Source organism: Xanthomonas sp. CFBP 8151 (assembly GCF_011761885.1).
Taxonomy (GTDB): Bacteria; Pseudomonadota; Gammaproteobacteria; order Xanthomonadales; family Xanthomonadaceae; genus Xanthomonas; species Xanthomonas arboricola_B.
This window is the reverse complement of record NZ_JAASQZ010000004.1, coordinates 274,921-292,651: the sequence shown is the minus strand read 5'-3', so window position 1 is coordinate 292,651 and position 17,731 is coordinate 274,921. Positions and strand designations below refer to the sequence as shown.

Genomic DNA, 17,731 nt, shown 5'->3' with positions numbered 1-17,731 from the left:
GCGGCGGTGAGCGCAGGAGTCTGGTTGCTCGCTCTGCATCCGGACGGGGGCGGCGCACCGGCAGGCTGCCGAAGCAGGCAACCGCGCTGCTGCCCACCGCGCAACGCAGCCGCTGCGCGATCGCCCGGATCGCGCAGCGGCCGATGCTTAAGGCGTCACCACCACCGGCCGCCGCTGCCGCCACAGGCTATCGCCGACGAACAGCAGCAGTCCCAACCAGATCGCGGCAAATCCGATCGCGCGCCCCTGATCGAACGGCTCGTGGAAGAACCACACGCCCAGCAGCAACTGCAGGCTCGGCGCGATGTATTGCAGGATGCCCACCAGCGACAGCGGAATCCGCCGCACGCCATACGCAAACCCGATCAGCGGCACCGCGGTCAGCACGCCGCCCAAGATCAGCAGCAGATCGGTACGCAGGTCCCAGCCGCTCAGAAAGGCGCCGCCATGGCCCTGCTCGCCCCAGCCCGCCAGCAGCAGCGCCGGCACCAACAGGTACACGCTTTCCACGCCCAGCCCCGCCACCGGATCCACCGCCACCAGCTTGCGCAGCAGGCCGTAGGCACCGAACGACAATGCCAGCCCCAGCGCAATCCATGGCGGCGCACCGGCATCCAGGGTCAGCCACAGCACGCCCGCCGCCGCACACACCACCGCCACCCACTGGATGCGCTGCAGGCGTTCCTTCAGCACCAGCACGCCCAGCAACACGCTCAGCAGCGGATTGATGAAATAGCCCAGGCTGGCTTCGATCACGTGCCCGGCGTTGATCGCCCAGATGTACAGCCCCCAGTTGAACGCGATCGCCACGCTGCTGCCCGCCAGCATCCACAACGCGCGCGGCTGCGCGACGATCTCGCGCCACCAGCGCAGGCCCGAGCTGGCCAGCAACCACCCCACCACCAGCAGCGCGCTCCAGACGATACGGTGCGCGATGATCTGCAGCGACGGCACCGCCTTGAGCAGATGCCAATACAGCGGCACCAGTCCCCAGATCACGAAGGACGATGCAGTGATCAACAACCCGCGACGCGCCTCGATCGGCGAAACCGCCGTCATCGCCGCGCCTTGGCCAGGGTCACCACCAGCACGCCGGACAGGATCACCGCCATCGCACCGATGTCATGCGCGCTGAAACGCTCATGCCCGAGCCAGGCGCCCAACGCCACCGCAATCACCGGGTTGACGTAGGCGTAGCTGCCGGCCAACGCCGGGCGCACGTGATGCAGCAGCCACACGTAGGCGGTAAACGCCACGATCGAGCCGAACACGCACAGGTACGCCACGGCCAGCAGCCCCTGCGAGGTCGGCAGGCTGTGCGGGCGCTCGCCGATCAGCAGGCCGGTGCTGACCAGCAACACACCGCCGCACAGCATCTGCCCGGCGGCAGTCATGAACGGCGACGGCAGGTCGCGTCCGCGCGACCAGACCGAGCCGAATGCCCAGCCGATCGGCGCGATCAGCAGCAACACCAGCCCGCCCGGCGTGGCGGTCAGGCTGCTGCCGGCGTTGAGCCAGACCACGCCCAGAAAGCCGATCACGATGCCCAGCCATTCGCCACGGCTGGCATGTTGCCCGCGCAGGGCGCCGAACAGGGCCATCCACAGCGGCACCGATGCCACCGAGGTGGCGGCCAGGCCGGACGACACGCTGCGCTCGGCCAGCACCACCATGCCGTTGCCCAGCAGCAACAAGGCCGCGCCCATCATCGCCACATTCTTCCACTGCGCGCGCGTCGGCGCAGCCACACCGCGCCAGCGCAACACCGCATACAACGCCGTGCCGGCCACGATGAAGCGCGCCCCGGACACCATGGTCAGCGGCAGCGCGCCGCCTTCCAACGCAAAGCGGATCGCCAGATAGGTCGAGCCCCAGACCACATAGACCAGCAACAGAGCGACAACGACTAGGCCATTGCGCGCAGGCGCAGCAGCATCGTGTGAAGAGGACATCGGAGATTGCCAAGTGCAGCGGAAGCTTCAATTCTAGATCACCTGCCCACGCCAACGTCGTACGCCCAAGCGCCTGCCGCGCTATGGTGCGCATTGATCCTCAGATCGGAGTGCATATGCAGCGTCGCGTCCCCTGGTTGACCTTGGCCGTCCTGACCGTGCTATCGGCCAATGCGTTGGCACGCGTCCCCGAGCCCTGGGAACCGAGCGGGCGCAAGCTCCTCGAGGCCGGGCTGGACGGTTCGTTGGCGCCGGAGATCTCGCCCGAACAAACCGAACTCAAGGTCATGCTCTCGGCAAACCGCGCCGGCGCTTACCTGCTTGGCGTCGCCAGCAGCAGTTACCGCACGCAATGGTGCATGCCTGCCGGCAAGAGCGGCCCGCCGGATCTGCAGGCGATCATCGCCGATATCGGCGCGCTGCCCGATGCGCGCCTGGACGAGGCCGCACCTGCGTTGATCGTACGCGCGCTGGCCAAGCGCTATCCGTGCCGCACATAGGCGGCGCGATCGCCGCAAGCCGGCTCGACCAACCGCCACGCAACGGCCGGATGCAATGAACGCTTGCAGCGCCGGGCGTTCGATGCCCGGGCTCGAAAGCACCAGGCGTTTGCACACCGCTGGCCCTACTTGCGTGCGGCGTCGCTGCCGGCGCGGATCGCCTTGAACTCCGAACCGTCCTGCCAGCTCGGCCACTGCCGGCCGTTGGCCAGCGCCACGCCGACGTCGTAGACCAGGGTGGTGTCGGCCGCGTGGCCGCTGGCGTCCCATTGCGGCGTCCAGCGATCGCAGGGCTGGTGATAGCACTCGGCAAAATACTTGTCGCGCAGCGCCTTACCGGCCGCCACGCCGCCGTCGAGCATGTCCAGCCCGGGACCGGCAGTGATCGCCGGCACGCCCATGCGCGCAAAGGCGAAATGGTCGGCGCGGTAGAAGAAGCCCGCTTCCAGATTCGGGTCCGGCGAATAGCTGCGGCCGCGCGCCTTGGCCGCGGTTTCCAGATCGCCTTCCAGCGACACCCGTCCGCGTCCCCACGAGGCGATATCGCGGGTGGGGCCATCGGGGCTGAACATCTCCATGTTGAGCACCGCCACGGTCTTGTCCAGCGGCGCCAGCGGATGCGCGGCGTAATAGTTGGCGCCAAGCAGGCCCTTCTCTTCCGCCGTCAACGCGATGAAATACAGCGTGCGCTGCGGCTTGGGGCCGGCCGCGAACACGCGCGCCAGTTCCAGCACGCTGGCCACGCCGGTAGCGTTGTCCACCGCGCCACGCCGCACCGTGTCGCCGCCGGCATCGGCCTTGCCCACGCCGAACGCATCCCAGTGCGCGGAGAAGATCACCGTCTCGTCCGGATGCTGGCTGCCGGTGAGCTTGGCCACCACGTTATGGGTGACCACGCGCTCGCGCTTGAGCTTGAAATCCACCGACAGCGTCGCATCGCCCAACACCATCGGCGCGAAGTCGCGCTGCTGCGCGCGCTGCTTGGCCTGCGCAAAATCCAGCCCGGCGCGCTGGAACAGCGACACCGCCAACGCCTGCTGCATCCAGCCACGCACCGGTACGTGCTGCGCCTTTGCATCGGCATCGCTGCGTTCGATATCGAACAACGGCGACAGGCCCGAACTCTGCACCGTCGCCCAGCCGTACGCGGCCGGCGCGGTCTCGTGCACGATCAACACGCCGGCGGCACCGCGACGCGCCGCCTCTTCGTACTTGTAGGTCCAGCGGCCGTAGTAGGTCACCGCCTTGCCGTCGAAGGCGCCAGGCTGGCTGGATTCGAAGTCGGCATCGTTGATCAGCACCACCGCGATCTTGCCGCGCAGGTCCACGCCCTTGTAGTCGTCCCACTGCCGCTCCGGCGCGCTGATGCCGTAGCCCACGAACACCAGCGGTGCATTCTTCAAGCGCACCGCGTCCTGCGGACGCAGGCTCTGCAGGGTCACATCGGTGCCATTGACCAGCGCCTGAGTCTTGCCGCCGACACCCAGGCTGGCGCGCACCGGGCCATCGACCTGGGCGCGTACCAACGGCACCGCCTGGGTCCAACCGCCCTGCTCGCCGCCCGGCTGCAAGCCGGCAGCCTTGAACTGCTCGACCAGGTAATCGACCGTGCGCTGCTCGCCGGCACTGGCCGGCGCCCGGCCCTCGAACTCATCCGAGGCCAGCAGGCGCACATGCCGCGACAACGCTTCGGCATCGATGCCGCCACCGGGCAGATCGTTGGCGGCCTGCGCCACGCCTCCCACGAACAGGCAGGCGGACAACAACAGGATGCGCATCGGATTCACGGCATGGCCTTGCAGCAGATAGATGACACACAGTTTACAAGCGCGCGGCCGCCACGGGAGTGCTTCGACCCGCGTTGGCAAACGCGATGTCTTCTTTTCTAACAGGCCCCTTGGGCTGCATGGATGCTGTCACGGAGTTCAATGGGCGGGTGTACGGCCTGTCCCGTGCGTGGTGATGGCATCGCGCCTTCGACTCACCGAGCTTTTGAATCGAGCCTCTGATCGCGCGCAAACACGGTTACGGTTCAAGGTCTCGATTGTTTTGGCATTGTTTTCCAGAGCCTGTGCAGTGCGGATAGATCGGTTGCAGGGCGGCGGATCTGCGGCTTGGCTGCAAGGCCCTTGCCCGCCCACCATCGCGGGACACGCCGCAAGTACGTCCGTGTAGGCTCTTACGCGGCATCCATGCCGCGTAAGGTCCCGCGACGGTGAGCGGGCAAGGACCCGTCGGGATGGTCGGTGTGCATGGTTGCAAGCGGGGCATGACCTGCGCTGGTCGGATCACTTGTGCGTTCGACTAGCGCCTCACCATCTCCCGATCGCAAGCCGAGCAGCAGACAGGCTTCAACACGCAACTTAAAACGTCTCAGCTATTACCGCTAGCCGAGCAACAAGCTTTCAAAAGCAGCCGACCAACTCTCTGGTGCGGTGTCCTTGCCGGTTGCGGGACCGTGTGGCGGCATGGATGCCGCCACCGAGCCTCCACGGACGGATTTACCGCGTGTCCCGCAAGCGGTGAGGACACCGCGCGCTCGACGGACTAGGCTTTTGACTGTCGCCGAACGATGCGACGACCCGCTACAGCGTTCGAGTGGGGGTGTTTGGCGCTAATTGGTACGCTTCGCGCGATCCAGCCAGCACGCCAGGCCCTGCGCGTTGAGTTCGATATCGGTACCCAGCAACTGCGCCACGCGCGCATCGTCCAGCCGGCAGCCGTGCCGGCGGGCGCGCTGCAGATACAGGTCGGTCAGCGCCGCCAGCATGCAGCGATGGCGGTCCGCACGCTGCGCGCAGTCCAGCGCGATGGCGGTCATCGCATGGATCTGCTCGACCAGCGCCTGCGCCAGCGGTGTCGGCGATTCGACCCGGCCGTAATGGGTGAGATACACCGCCTGCGGTGCGGTCTCCATCAGCCGCGCGATCGAGTGCAGCATCGCCTCCGGCTCGAACTGTACCGGCGAGGAGGTCGGCAGGATGAAGGCGCCTTGCGCGCTATCGAGCTGGCGATACGACAGGCCGAAGGTGTCGCCAGTGAACCAGCTGCGGCTGCGCGCATCCCACACGCACAGGTGATGTCGTGCGTGGCCCGGCGTCTCGATGGTGCGCAGCGCGCGCTCGCCCAGCATCACGGTCTGTCCGTCGGCCGCTTCCACCACGCGCTCGGCCGGCACCGGCACGATCGCGCCATAACTGCGCGCCATTTCCGCCTCGCCGTACACCGCCGTGGCGCCGGCGATCAGCCGGGTGGGATCGATCATGTGCGGCGCGCCGCGCGGATGCACCAGCACCCGCGCATTGGGCAGGTGCTGCAGCAACGCCCCCGCTCCGCCGGCATGATCCAGATGCACGTGGGTCAGGATCAGCCAGTCCACCTGCGCCGGCGTCAGCCCGGCCGACTGCAATGCGGTCAGCATCTGCGGCACCGACAGCGAAGTACCGCAATCGACGAAGGCGCCACGTTGCGCCTCGACGATCAGGTACGCCGCATCGAACTGCACACCGCCAAAGCCGGTGTCGATGGTGTGGATGCTGGAATCGGCGGTCGCTGTCATTGCTTCCCCCACGGCTATGCGAGAGGCCACAGTCTAGCCACCCCGGCTCCACGGGTGTCGTTACGCCTCGCGCAACACGCGCAGCGCCGCCAGGATCACCTCCGCCTCCACCTGCGCGTGCAGGCCCGGCAATTGCAGGTCGCTGCCCTGCTCGGCCTGCTTCAGCCGCGCAATCAGCTGGCCCGCATCGCGTGGCGAGGCGAAGCCCTCGCTCTGCAGCAGCAAGGCACCGGCGCCATCGTTCAACTTGAAATAGAACTGCCCGTCGCTCTCGCGATACTGCTTGAACACCGGAGGCGCGCTCTTCTCGCTCACCGGCGTCACAGCCGCATCGCCCTGGCCGGACAGGTCGCGCAGACCCACCGCAGCCCGCAGCTGGGCCAGAAACGGCGTTGCGTAGCGCGCGCGCAGACGTGCACCACCGGCACGCAGAATCGCCTCGATCTTGCCCGGCTCGGCCATCAGCGCCTCATAGCGCGTGCGCAGCGGTGCGATCTCCTGGTCTATACGCTCGAACAGCCGTTGCTTGGCATCGCCCCAGCCGATGCCATCGGCAAAGGCCTGCGCAAAGGCCGCTGTTTCCTGCGGCGTGGCGAAGGCCTGGTACAGCTGGAACAATGCCGACCCCTGTGTGTCCTTGGCCTCGCCCGGCGCGCGCGAATCGGTAAGGATGGAGAACACCAGCTTGCGCAATTCCTCGCGCGGGGCGAACAGCGGAATCGTGTTGCCGTAGCTCTTGCTCATCTTGCGGCCGTCCAGACCCGGCAAGGTCGAGACCTGCTCGTCGATCACCGCCTCGGGCAGGGTGAAAAAGTCGCGGCCATACACGTGGTTGAAGCGCTGGGCGAAATCGCGCGCCATCTCGATATGCTGGATCTGGTCGCGTCCCACCGGCACCTTGTGCGCGTTGAAGATCAGGATGTCTGCGGCCATCAGCACCGGGTACATGAACAAGCCGGCGGTCACGCCCGCATCATCGTCTTCGCCGTCGGCGCGATTCTTGTCCACCGCCGCCTTGTAGGCATGCGCACGGTTGAGGATGCCCTTGCCGGCCACGCAGGTCAGCAGCCACAGCAATTCGGTGGTCTCCGGCACATCGGACTGGCGATAGAACCCCACCGTTTCCGGGTCCAGGCCGCAGGCCAGCCAGCTGGCGGCGATCTCCAGCGTGGAGCGCTGCGTCCGCGCCGGGTCCTGCGCCTTGATCAGGCTGTGCAGGTCGGCCAGGAAGTAGAAGCTTTCCGCATCGGCAGCCGCACTGGCCTGGATGGCCGGGCGGATCGCACCGACGTAATTGCCCAGATGCGGGGTGCCGGAGGTGGTGATGCCGGTAAGGACGCGAGTGGTCATCTGCGTAAGGCCAGGGAGTCAGCACGCAAGTTTAGCGGTTCCGTGCCCCTGGCATGGCTGCGGCGCTGTCTTGCGGCTGTCGCTGCCGGCATCGGCGGCAGACGCGCAACAGGCCGCATCGAGCGGCCCGTTGTGTGCAGTTGCGCTCACCACCTCGGGCAAGCGCGATTGCGCGGCACCGTCAGGTGTCGTCGCGCAACGACTTTTCGAAGGCGCGCACTTCGCTCTGGGCGCGATCGCGGTCCCAACCGTAGCGCTCCTGGAGCTTGCCCTGCAGATACTCGGCACTGCCTTCGGCAACCTTGAAATCGTCGTCGGTGAGGTCGCCCCACTTGGCCTGCGCCTTGCCTTTGAGCTGGGTCCACTTGCCGGAAATGATGTCGGTATTCATTGCGTCGACTCCGCTGATGCGGTCGCGATTGACCGTGCGCGCAGGTTGCCCGGGGCGCCGTTCGCTGTAGATCAAAAACCGTCAAACCCGTAATCACCGCACTGAACGGTTGCCGACGCTTTGGCGCAGCTTTTCGCCTTGGCCGCGCCGTTGCATGCCCGAGCGCGTCATTGCGCAGCCCTGCTTGCGCAAAAAACTCGGGCAAAAAAAACGGGCCTTGCGGCCCGTTTTTCTGCATGCAGCGCTAGATTACTTGCGCGCAGCGTCTTCCACCTTCTCGCCAGCGCCCTGCACGTCCTTGCCGGCACCTGCGACGGTGTTGCAACCCGACAGCATACCGACCGACAACACCGACAGCACCAGCAGCACAATTGCACGCTTCATAACAGACTCCTTCGTGGGTAAAGCGGCGGCTTGCCGCAGATCAATCAAATCAAACAACTAGGGTTCAAACAGAACGCAAGGATCAGCACTTACCGTCGCTGCAATTGTCGGCCTTCTTTTCGACCTTCTCGCCTGCACCCTGCATGTCCTTGCCGGCGCCGGCCATGGTATTGCAGCCAGTCATCACACCGGCCGAAAACAGGCCCAGTACCATCAGTGTCAGCAGTCGCTTCATCGGTCTTCCTCAGTTCTGCGTTCGGTGCAGACGCACCGTGTCTGGCGCCAAATCTGACTGCGCGGCCGTGGATTTGATGTGAACGTGGCGTGCTGCGTTCAGCGATCGATCAATCTCGCATCAGTGTCGACTTGCCGAACAGGCTCTCGACCAGATCCACCGCCAGCTCGGCGGTGGCGTTGCGGTTGTCCAGCACCGGATTGAGCTCGACGATGTCCAGCGACCCCATGCGCCCGGTGTCGGCGATCATCTCCATTACCAGCTGTGCCTCGCGGTAGTTGGGCCCACCCGGCACGGTGGTGCCCACGCCCGGCGCGATGCTCGGGTCCAGGAAATCCACGTCGAAGCTCACATGCAGATGGGTGTCCTCGCTCAGGCCCTGCAGGGCGGTCTCCATGGTGCGCTTCATGCCGGCCTCGTCGATGTAGCGCATGTCGTAGACATCGATGCGGTGCTGCTTGATCAGGCGCTTCTCCTCCGGGTCCACCGAGCGGATGCCGATCTGCCGCACCTGCTCGGGCAGCAGCGCCGGTGCGCTGCCGGCCAGATGCGTCAGCGCCTGCGGGCCCAGCCCGCACAGGCAGGCCACCGGCATGCCATGCACATTGCCCGACGGCGTCACCTCGCTGGTATTGAAGTCCGAGTGCGCATCCAGCCACAGCACCCGCAGCGGGCGTTGCTGCTCGCGGCAATAGTTGGCCACGGCGGTGATCGAGCCGATGCCCAGGCAGTGGTCGCCACCGAGCATGATCGGCATGCGGCCGGCGCGCAGCTGCGCATAGCTGGCCTCCATCAGCGCCTGGTTCCAGGCCACCACCTCGTCCAGATGGCGGTAGCCGGCCTGCGGGGCCTGCCAGGGATTGCGCGGGCCATCCAGATTGCCCAGATCGCGCACCTCCACGCCGCGGCCGATCAAGGCCTCCTGCAGCCCGGCGATGCGCAACGCCTCTGGCCCCATCCGCGCACCACGGTGGCCGGCACCGATGTCGGTGGGAACGCCAATCAGGGAAATCGGCAGGTACTGCGTCGCCATGCATTGCTCCAGCATCGAGAAAGCGCTGAAGTCTAGTCGCCGGCTCGCGCACTGACGCGCGGCAGCGCAGCACGGCGCCCGGCGTGCGTCACCGATCACGCAATCGCATCTGCCACTGCAGCAATCCAAAGTGCGGCCGATACTGCGTGGCGGGCAAAGGTCGGACCGGCACGGACGGCAGGCGCAACGCCGCAGTGCAGGTGCGATGCAGTCCGCCGTGGCGCTACCAGGTGCCGGCCGCGGCCGCTTGGCGGCGGCAACGCGTTCCCGATGGCTGCTCGAAGTGACGTGGTTGGGCAGTTTGTGGCGTATCTGCGCTTTGCGGGCTGTGCTTGTCTGGCCGCACAGTTAAGAGATTGGGGCTGCTATGACGATGGCCGAAGGTGCCGATGCTACTGTTCGCCCGCCAACGCGGGTCCCGGTGTCATCGACAGGGTCTTTCATCGCGCAGCGGGTTTCGTACAAGGGGAGGATTTCATGCCGCATAACGCCGTCAACCAGGTCGTCAAGGCTGCCGTGGGCGAGGTCGCGCGGGCGTCGCATCACTACGATCTGCTGCGCATCGGGCGCGAGTTTGCGCAGACCATCGAGCGCGAGCCGGGTATCCGTCTGTTGATGCTGTCCACTGCCGACGGGCGTGCCATCGCCGAGCAATCCAGCCTGGACGTGGATGCTCGCCGTCTGGCAGCGATGGCCAACTCGTTCCTGACCCTGGGCGAGACCCTGGCGCGCGAATCCGGTCTGAGCGAAGCCGATTACGCCGCCGTCAGTACGCGTGGCGGGCAGCTGGTGCTGATCCGCATTCGCGCCGACAGACCGTTGACGCTCACTGCGGTGGGCGGCAGCGACCTCAACGCCGCGGCGCTGCTGTTCAATGCGCGCGACTGCGCCGGCCGCCTGGCGACAGCGCTGGCGCCGCCGACGAACTGAGCGCTTGGCACTGTTCGTGCTTGCGCCAGTGCACTGATTTCTCACCGCTCGTAAGGACGACCCGTGTCAAAACTCAATCTGGAACACCTGCATTCGATCGCCGGCTTCGTCGGTGCTGCCCTGGTCGATAGCGACAGCGGCATGGCGCTGGGCATGACCGGCGGCACCGATCTCAACCTGGAACTTGCCGCGGCCGGCAATACCGAAGTGGTGCGTGCCAAGCGCCGTATCGCCGAGCAGCTCGGCCTCAACGACACCATCGAAGACATCCTGATCACCCTGGCACGCCAGTACCACCTGCTGCGCCCGCTGGAGAGCAACGGCACGTTGTTCCTGTATGTCGTACTGGATCGCGCCAAGGCCAATCTGGCCATGGCCCGTCACGAACTCAAGGCGTTCGAGAAGACCCTGGATTTCGGTTGATGCCCACCAGGCGGCGCACGCGCGTCGCCTGCCCGGCCTGCCGGTCCACATCGGCAGGCACCGCACCTTCTCCGCGCCGACGCGGCGCCATGTCATGACCTCACCCATTCACACCATGCGGGTCGCCACGGCCGGCCTGGACCTGCTGCACACCACGCGCCTGAAACTGGCGTGCTCGTTGCTGCTGGCCGAGCGCATCGACGTGCAGTTGGGACAATGGCCGCACCACGCCGCCGACGTGGTGGTGCTGGGGCTGGAAAGCGCCGACGGGCTGGCCGCCTGGCAGGCCTTGCAAGGGCAACCCGTGCGGATGCTAGTGGTGTCGCGAGCACCGGTCGGCGGCGCCTGGCTCAAGCACGGCGCCACCGTGCGCGAACTCAACGAGCAGATGCGCGTGCTGCTGTCCTCCTCCGCGCACGCGCAGGTTGCCGAGCCGGCCCTGCTGATCCGCCATTGCCGCGGCGAATTCGGTGCCGCCGCGGCACTGTTGCGCAACGCGCAATTGCAGATACGCGTGGATCCGGCCAACGGCTGCGTGCAGCTTCCCGCCGGCATCGCCTTGACCGAGCTGCTCGCGGCCCTGGATCGCCCCGGTTGGCAGGTTGCACCGGACGCCGCCGACAGCGCACTGAGCCAACGTATTTCGTTCGAAGCGCTGTATTTCGCCCTGCCCGATCACCTGCGCCCCGCGCTGCCGGCGGTCGAACCCAGCCATGCGCTGCAGTTGCAGCAATGGCCGGAGCTGAGCGCCGAGACCAGTTCGCCGGCGCAACTGCTTGCCATTGCCCACCTGCATGCACGCCCATGGCGCCCGCAGGCGCTGGCCAAGGCTTGCAAGCTACCGCTGCAAACGGTGGAATGCCTGTTCGCCGCTGCACTCGCCAGCGGCCTTGCCCAGATTGCGGAGATTCCCGTGCCTGCAACGCAGCCCCGTCCGGACAGCAGCAATTCCCGGTTTTTCTCATGGGTCGCACGTCGCTTTGGCCTCTCTCTCTTTCAGGCGCAGTCATGAGTGTTCCGGCCAACAAACTGGTGTTCGTTGGCGGCATGGGCGCCGGCAAGACCACCGCCGTACGCGCCATCTCGGACGTGGAGCCGGTCAGCACCGAGATGCCGCTCAGCCAGGATGCCTACGGCGACAAGACCTACACCACGGTCGCGCTGGACTACAGCTCGATCGAACTGGAGGACGGCGAGTTGCTGCACGTCTACGGCGTGCCCGGGCAGAAGTACCTGGATTTCATGTGGCCGCTGGTGTGCGACGGCGCGTTGGGCGTGATCGTGCTGGTCAGCGCGCGCGATCCGCAGATGCGCGAAGCCACCCTGGCATTGCTGCGCGAGTTTTCGCAGATCGCACCTGCGGCAAGCCTGGCAGTGGGCATCACCATGACCGACGACATGCAGGACTTCCTGCTGCCGCCGTTCCGCGACGCCCTGGTGGCCGAAGGCTTCCGCATCCCGGTCATGCGCGTGGATGCACGCTCGGCCACCCAGATCACGTTCCTGGTGAAGTCGCTGCTGTCCTATCGTTACACCTCGGCGACCAGCTGATCGGGCGCGTACGTGGCATTGCCGACGTGGTCGGCGAGCGAGAAAAACAAGGAATCCGGTCACGACGGTGCCTGAAAAGGGCGTCACGCGGGGGATGCCGCCTCTAGGGTGGCGGCGACGCGTCCATCTTCCTTGATGCCAGACGCGCGACGCGAACGTCATACATTCGAGCGCTTTGCCTGACTTGTTCAGTATGGCGCGCGATCAATAACCAGGGCATCGGGACGTTCCCGACATCGCACAGGACATGCCGGTCATGCGGCATGGGCAATCGCACCGGCAGTAGGCGGCCAGTGCAGCCTGCATCGGCGATCATGCTGCAGTTGTCGTGCGCGCCCGGCAATGCGTTGGACAGACCGTTCGTCAAGCCGTCTGGCACAGGCATCGACGCGCGGCAGCGGCGCCGCCATCGGTGACGCGCAGCCGATACCCGATGCGCCGGTATGGGCTGCTGCAGGGCAACGCCCATACCGATGCCCGAGTGCTGATCCAGCACCACGATCGGATAAAGTAGCGCGATGACAATCGAACTGAAGCCCGGCGGTCTGCTGATCGCGATCGAAGGCATCGACGGCGCCGGCAAGACCACCCTCGCCCGCAGCCTGGCCACCACGCTGGAAGCGGCCGGCGCGCGCGTGGTGCTGAGCAAGGAACCGACTAATGGCCCGTGGGGCACCCAGCTGCGCCAGTCCGCCGCCACCGGCCGCCTCAGCGCGGACGAAGAAGCCGAGCTGCTGATCCGCGACCGTCACGAGCACGTGGACACCCTGATCGCACCGGCGCTGGCACGCGGCGACATCGTGATCCTGGACCGCTACTTCCCCTCGATGATCGCCTACCAGGGCGCCGCCGGCCTGCCGCTGGACGATCTGCTGGAGCGCAACGCCTTCGCGCCGCGCCCGGACGTGCTGCTGCTGCTCGACCTGCCCCCACCCACCGGCCTGGCGCGTATCCGCGCCCGCGGCGATGCACCCAATCACTTCGAAACCCAGGACAACCTGGAACGCTGCCGCAGCATCTTTGCGCAGTTGCAGTTGCCGGGGAAGCACGTCGTGGATGCCAGCGCCGATGCGGACAGCGTGCTTCGTCAGGCCCACGCCATCGTCGTTGCAGCGCTGGCCGAACGCCTGCGCGGCCAGGCCACCCATGCCGACGCCGACAAGGCCGCACTGAAACTGCTATCGGCCGGTCGCCCGGCCTGAGTTGCTGCGCGTACTGCGCGCAGGCAGCAGCACTGGCGCAAGCAATTCGCGTGCTGCGAGCAGATGCCTGCTCTCGACCAATCGAACCCGGGAAAACGGAGGCGTTCTGGGGACGCTGACCCAATAACGCAGCCGGTACCGAGCTACACGGACATTCCGGAATGGAACGCAGACCTTCGTGGTGCCGGCACCCGGATTCGAACTGGGGACCTACCGCTTACAAGGCGGTTGCTCTACCAACTGAGCTATGCCGGCAAAGGCAGGCGCGTTGCGCGCCGGTGCGCATTCTAGCGCAGCGCGGCGCAATCTAGCGACCGCTGACGCGCCGCGCCCGCGGTGCCCTGCAATGTGCCGATCGCGGCCGCGCTGCGCACATCGATCCACCAGCGCGATTGCCCGGAGCCGCTGGGCAGCAATTGCGCCGGGAACCCCGCGCCGACCAGGCTGGCCTGACGTCGCTCGGCACGCTCGCGACTCTGGTACTGCCCCAGCGCGATGGTGTTGTTCTCACCCTGGGCAATCACGTAGTAGTCGCCCATGCCGGCGGCGGCGATGCGCTTGACCAAGGCCTGCGCCGCTGCACGATCGCCGACGTTGGGCAGCATCACCCGGAACGTACTGATCCCCGCGTCCTTGTCCTCGCGCACGCTGGTGCGCGTGGCCTGACCACGCAGGCGCGCCAGCGCGGCATCGGCGTCGGCGCGCGCCGCGTACGGCCCCAGGCTGGCACAGCGCTCGGGCGCAGCGGCCGGGGTAGGTGCCGCTGGCGATGGCTTGATCGCAGCTGCTGCAACCTCGTTCGGTGTTGGAGCGACCTTGGCTGGCGCTGGAACCTGTGCCGATGACTGCAGCGTATCGGTCCCCTTCGCGGCGGCCGCAGCTGGCGACGAAGACGCTGCCGCTGGTGCCGTCGATGTCGATGTCGATACCGGTGCATCCGATGGTGCGGTCGGCGTGGCGTCCGAAGCTGCCGGGGTCGTGCCTGCCTCGCCTGCCGCTGCGGGCCTCGTTGCTGTCGCAGTGCTCGGCAGCACTTCCAAGCGCGCCACACCGGCCGGCTGCGGCGGTGCGGCCACTGCTATCGGTGCCGGCTGCAACGCCCACCACAACGCCACGCCGGCATTGAGGACGATCAGGACAACGATGAATGCGCGTACGTACATGCAATGGATTCTAAGAGGGGTCAGTGACAATGGGCGAGGGCTCGTCGACTTGCTGCCGACGCCAGACGCTGGCGCAGTGTACGAGTACCACCGGTTCGGCCTCACGGCCGCGCCCGCCGCGTGCTCTTAGCAATTGCGTAGCTCGCCATTCAAGGCGCCAGCGCAGACCTCGCCCAGGTCGCCAGCCCATCCAGCACCAGCGCCGCGCGGAAACTGGCACCGGGCAACAACGGCAACAACGGCGGCGCGCCGCCCCCGTGCACCAGCAGCTGCACCGGCACCCCCAGGCTGCGTTGCGCATGCTGCAGGCTGCGCTCGATCAGCGCCACTGCGGCGCCGTCGCAGCCGGAGGTCAGTGCGTCGTCGGTGTCGTCGGCCAGCTCGACATAGGCCCCGCCACTGGCCGGCAACTGCACCGCACGCGCATGCAGCGCTTCGCGCATGGTGGTCGGCGAGGCGGCAATACGTCCGCCGTGGTGCCGTCCATCGGCGCCGAGTACGTCGATGGTCAACGCGGTGCCCACGCCGGCCACCAGCACCGGTGCGTCGCCGCGCGCGCCCAGCAGCGCCAGGAAGCGATCCACCCCGAAGCGGTTCGGGTCTGCGTAGGCGATGCGGATGCCGGCGCATTCGGCCGCGGTCCGCACGATGCGCACCTGTTGGAAGCGCTCGCGCAGGCAGCCGAGCATGCGCTGCGTCAACGCCGGCGCAGCCACGCTGGCCACATGCGCAATACGCCCGGTGGGCAAGGCCGACAACGCGGCCGCATCCATCGCCTCGGCACCGTGCGGCCAGGCCTGCACATCGCCGGCGCGGTCGCCCTGCAGCGGTGCGTACTTGAACCGCGAATTCCCCAGGTCGAACAGCCACTCGCTCATGCAGGTCTCACGCTCACTTCTCCGGAGTGGAACAGCCGCACCGTCTGGCCCAGTTGCACCCGCAACGCGCCGTCGGCAGCCAGGCCAAGCGCAATGCCGCGATGCCGGGTGCCGGCCTCTTCGACCTGCACTGCGCGCCCGCTCAACACGTCCAATGCCGCATAGCGGCTCAGGAACGGGGCCAGCCCCTGCGCCTCGAACAACTCCAGCGCCGGCAGCAGCGCGGACAACACCGCAGCCACCACGGTTTCGCGCGATACCGTGCGGCCGGCCAGCGTGTCCAGATCCATCCATGGTTGATCGATCGCAGCGGCGGCCGCAGCTGGCATATGTACGTTCAAACCCAGCCCGATCACCGCGCGCGCGTTGCCGGCCATTTCGCCGCCGCCTTCGATCAGCAGGCCGCCCAGCTTGCGCTGGCGCGCCAGCAGATCGTTGGGCCACTTCAGCCCGACATCGGTAAAACCGCAATCACGCAATGCTTCGGCCACCGCCACACCCACGGCCAGGCTGAGCCCGGCCAACTGGCCCAGCCCGCCGCTGAAACGGCGCGAGGCCGACAGATAGATGTGCGCACCCAGCGGCGAGGTCCATTGGCGCCCGCGCCGGCCGCGCCCGCCGGTCTGCCGCTCGGCCAGCAGCACCGCCACGCCCCGCTCCGGCGCCGGGCGCGCCAGCAAGCTGGTGTTGGTGGATTCCAGCGTCCAGGCGATCTCCAGCGCAGCCAGGCCTGCCAGCGCATCGGCCGACATCGCCGCACGAATGCGCGCGTCGTCCAGCAGGTCCAGCGGCGCCGCCAGGCGGTAGCCGTCCCCGGCCCGCCCGTCGATGTCGACTCCGGCCGCGCGCAGATTCTGGATGCGCTTCCACACCGCCGCACGGGTCAGCCCGGCATCGCGCGCCAGCGCATCGCCGGATAGCCGGCCGCTCGCAAGTTTGGCCAGCAAGGCGCGGTCATCCACGGCAAGTCCCCAAATCGATCCGTGAAAGTATGCGCCAAGCGTCCGCACCCGCCCACCCTGGCTTGCGTGAGGGAGTGAAAAGCACGTTATGATCGGCGACTCACGCCGCTTGCCCTGGATGTGGACGATGCGCCGAATCACGGTTTGCCTGCTTCTGTTGTTGGCTCCGCTTGCCGCGCTGGCATCGGACCAGCTGGCCGATGGCGATCATGAGAGCTGCGTCAGCAGCAACTCGGCGGCCCGCGGCAGAACCCCCAACGGCGAGCCAGCAACCGCGTCGCGCGCGCCCGCGCACAAGCCCGCGCCGGCCACCGGCGGCGGTGGCAGCGACGGCGACGGCCTGTTCCCACGCATGCGCATGATGCCGCGCTGGCATAGCTTCCTGCCGGGCATGTTCCGCTGATCCAGTGGTTGTTGCGCCGGCTACGCCGGCCGCCCCCCGATGTTCCCGATGCGTTATGGCTGCCGGTCAGCCGCCGCTGTGCCTGGGTCGCTGCGCTCGACCCGTCCCGCCAGCACCGTCTGCGCGCCTTGACCGCGCAGTTCCTGCAGCAAAAGACCATTTCTCCGCTCGACGGGCTGCGGCTGCAACCGCACGATCACGTCCTGCTGGCGGCCATGTGTTGCCTGCCGCTGCTGACCATCGGCGCGGCCGGCTGGCGTGGCTGGTCGCAGCTGATCGTCTACCCGGACGCGTTCCGCGTGCAGCGCACGCACATGGATGCGGCCGGGGTGATGCATGCCTGGGACGACACCCTGATCGGCGAGGCCTGGGAGCAAGGCCCGCTGATCGTCAGCTGGGCCGATGTGCAGGCCGACCTGGACGACCCGCAGGCCGGCTTCAACGTGATCGTGCATGAGATGGCGCACAAGCTCGATGCGCTGGATGGCGCCCTCGACGGCACCCCGCCGCTGCCGCGCGATGCGCAACGCGCCTGGGCACGCGATTTCCAGCGCGCCTTCGATACGTTCTGCCAACGCGTCGATGCAGGCGAAGACACCGAGATCGACCCGTATGCCGCCGAAGCGCCGGAAGAGTTCTTCGCGGTGGTGAGCGAATACCACTTCTCCGCGCCGCAGCTGCTGGCGCGCGTCATGCCGGATGTCGCTGCGCAGCTGACGCGTTTTTATGGACCTTCGCCGTTTGCATCGTCAGCGCAGCGCTGATGGTGTGGTGACACGCCTGCATGACTTGGGCTGTCGTCATGCAATGCTCTA

20 protein-coding genes and 1 tRNA gene are annotated in these 17,731 nt (G+C 67.2%); 8 read left to right on the top strand and 13 right to left on the bottom strand.

Annotated features, from left to right (window positions below; genetic code table 11):
• Positions 1-147 precede the first annotated feature (147 nt).
• A complete protein-coding gene (rarD, locus tag FHT08_RS18045) occupies positions 148-1,059 on the bottom strand; it encodes an EamA family transporter RarD (protein WP_104537700.1) in 912 nt (303 codons plus the stop codon).
• On the bottom strand, positions 1,056-1,952 hold the full coding sequence (yedA, locus tag FHT08_RS18040) for a drug/metabolite exporter YedA (RefSeq protein ID WP_104537699.1): 897 nt from the start codon (positions 1,950-1,952) through the stop codon (positions 1,056-1,058). Before yedA ends, rarD begins: the two co-directional genes overlap by 4 nt.
• A gap of 83 nt (positions 1,953-2,035) precedes the next feature.
• On the opposite strand from yedA, the gene FHT08_RS18035 reads away from it, so the two are divergent.
• Complete coding sequence (locus FHT08_RS18035; RefSeq protein ID WP_104537698.1) at positions 2,036-2,452, top strand: Rap1a/Tai family immunity protein; 417 nt, start codon at positions 2,036-2,038, stop codon at positions 2,450-2,452.
• A gap of 125 nt (positions 2,453-2,577) precedes the next feature.
• Here the strand turns inward: FHT08_RS18035 and FHT08_RS18030 are convergent, their stop codons facing one another.
• The 7 genes from FHT08_RS18030 to rocF form a co-directional block, all read right to left on the bottom strand.
• Complete coding sequence (locus tag FHT08_RS18030; RefSeq protein ID WP_166776263.1) at positions 2,578-4,272, bottom strand: M28 family metallopeptidase; 1,695 nt, start codon at positions 4,270-4,272, stop codon at positions 2,578-2,580.
• A gap of 794 nt (positions 4,273-5,066) precedes the next feature.
• Complete coding sequence (locus FHT08_RS18025) at positions 5,067-6,011, bottom strand: MBL fold metallo-hydrolase (protein WP_166776152.1); 945 nt, start codon at positions 6,009-6,011, stop codon at positions 5,067-5,069.
• Positions 6,012-6,071: 60 nt separating this feature from the next.
• Positions 6,072-7,361 carry a tryptophan--tRNA ligase gene (locus FHT08_RS18020; RefSeq protein WP_166776150.1) on the bottom strand — a complete coding sequence of 430 codons (1,290 nt, stop codon included), beginning with the start codon at positions 7,359-7,361 and terminating at the stop codon, positions 6,072-6,074.
• 181 nt (positions 7,362-7,542) lie between these two features.
• Entirely contained in the window at positions 7,543-7,752 is a 210-nt protein-coding gene (locus FHT08_RS18015; protein ID WP_166776148.1) for a CsbD family protein, read from the bottom strand.
• 249 nt (positions 7,753-8,001) lie between these two features.
• The gene (locus tag FHT08_RS18010; RefSeq protein ID WP_016904515.1) at positions 8,002-8,136 is read right to left on the bottom strand and encodes an entericidin A/B family lipoprotein; all 135 of its coding nucleotides are present in this window, start codon (positions 8,134-8,136) and stop codon (positions 8,002-8,004) included.
• Between the two features lie 82 nt (positions 8,137-8,218).
• The gene (locus FHT08_RS18005; RefSeq protein WP_006451340.1) at positions 8,219-8,371 is read right to left on the bottom strand and encodes an entericidin A/B family lipoprotein; all 153 of its coding nucleotides are present in this window, start codon (positions 8,369-8,371) and stop codon (positions 8,219-8,221) included.
• A 109-nt stretch (positions 8,372-8,480) separates the two neighbouring features.
• The gene (gene rocF, locus FHT08_RS18000) at positions 8,481-9,404 is read right to left on the bottom strand and encodes an arginase (protein ID WP_166776146.1); all 924 of its coding nucleotides are present in this window, start codon (positions 9,402-9,404) and stop codon (positions 8,481-8,483) included.
• A 477-nt stretch (positions 9,405-9,881) separates the two neighbouring features.
• Between rocF and FHT08_RS17995 the strand changes: the two genes are divergently transcribed.
• The 5 genes from FHT08_RS17995 to tmk all read left to right on the top strand — a co-directional run bounded on the left by FHT08_RS17995 (position 9,882) and on the right by tmk (position 13,510).
• Positions 9,882-10,334: a roadblock/LC7 domain-containing protein gene (locus tag FHT08_RS17995; protein ID WP_166776144.1), complete on the top strand. Its 453-nt coding sequence runs from the start codon at positions 9,882-9,884 to the stop codon at positions 10,332-10,334.
• A 63-nt stretch (positions 10,335-10,397) separates the two neighbouring features.
• Complete coding sequence (locus tag FHT08_RS17990; RefSeq protein ID WP_016904518.1) at positions 10,398-10,757, top strand: hypothetical protein; 360 nt, start codon at positions 10,398-10,400, stop codon at positions 10,755-10,757.
• Positions 10,758-10,851: 94 nt separating this feature from the next.
• The gene (locus FHT08_RS17985) at positions 10,852-11,769 is read left to right on the top strand and encodes a hypothetical protein (RefSeq protein ID WP_166776142.1); all 918 of its coding nucleotides are present in this window, start codon (positions 10,852-10,854) and stop codon (positions 11,767-11,769) included.
• Entirely contained in the window at positions 11,766-12,308 is a 543-nt protein-coding gene (locus tag FHT08_RS17980; protein WP_104537691.1) for a GTPase, read from the top strand. The genes FHT08_RS17985 and FHT08_RS17980 overlap by 4 nt, the downstream gene beginning before the upstream one ends.
• 518 nt (positions 12,309-12,826) lie before the next feature.
• On the top strand, positions 12,827-13,510 hold the full coding sequence (gene tmk / locus FHT08_RS17975; RefSeq protein WP_104537690.1) for a dTMP kinase: 684 nt from the start codon (positions 12,827-12,829) through the stop codon (positions 13,508-13,510).
• A gap of 179 nt (positions 13,511-13,689) precedes the next feature.
• Here the strand turns inward: tmk and FHT08_RS17970 are convergent.
• The 4 genes from FHT08_RS17970 to birA form a co-directional block, all read right to left on the bottom strand.
• Positions 13,690-13,765: transfer RNA gene (locus FHT08_RS17970), tRNA-Thr, on the bottom strand.
• Positions 13,766-13,797: 32 nt separating this feature from the next.
• A complete protein-coding gene (locus FHT08_RS17965) occupies positions 13,798-14,673 on the bottom strand; it encodes an SPOR domain-containing protein (protein WP_104537689.1) in 876 nt (291 codons plus the stop codon).
• A gap of 149 nt (positions 14,674-14,822) precedes the next feature.
• Positions 14,823-15,551 carry a type III pantothenate kinase gene (locus FHT08_RS17960; RefSeq protein WP_104537688.1) on the bottom strand — a complete coding sequence of 243 codons (729 nt, stop codon included), beginning with the start codon at positions 15,549-15,551 and terminating at the stop codon, positions 14,823-14,825.
• Complete coding sequence (gene birA / locus FHT08_RS17955; protein WP_343204163.1) at positions 15,548-16,561, bottom strand: bifunctional biotin--[acetyl-CoA-carboxylase] ligase/biotin operon repressor BirA; 1,014 nt, start codon at positions 16,559-16,561, stop codon at positions 15,548-15,550. Before birA ends, FHT08_RS17960 begins: the two co-directional genes overlap by 4 nt.
• Positions 16,562-16,601: 40 nt before the next feature.
• Between birA and FHT08_RS17950 the strand changes: the two genes are divergently transcribed.
• The gene (locus FHT08_RS17950) at positions 16,602-16,916 is read left to right on the top strand and encodes a hypothetical protein (RefSeq protein ID WP_104537686.1); all 315 of its coding nucleotides are present in this window, start codon (positions 16,602-16,604) and stop codon (positions 16,914-16,916) included.
• A gap of 8 nt (positions 16,917-16,924) precedes the next feature.
• The gene (locus FHT08_RS17945) at positions 16,925-17,680 is read left to right on the top strand and encodes a M90 family metallopeptidase (protein WP_104537685.1); all 756 of its coding nucleotides are present in this window, start codon (positions 16,925-16,927) and stop codon (positions 17,678-17,680) included.
• The last annotated feature ends 51 nt before the right edge of the window (positions 17,681-17,731 follow it).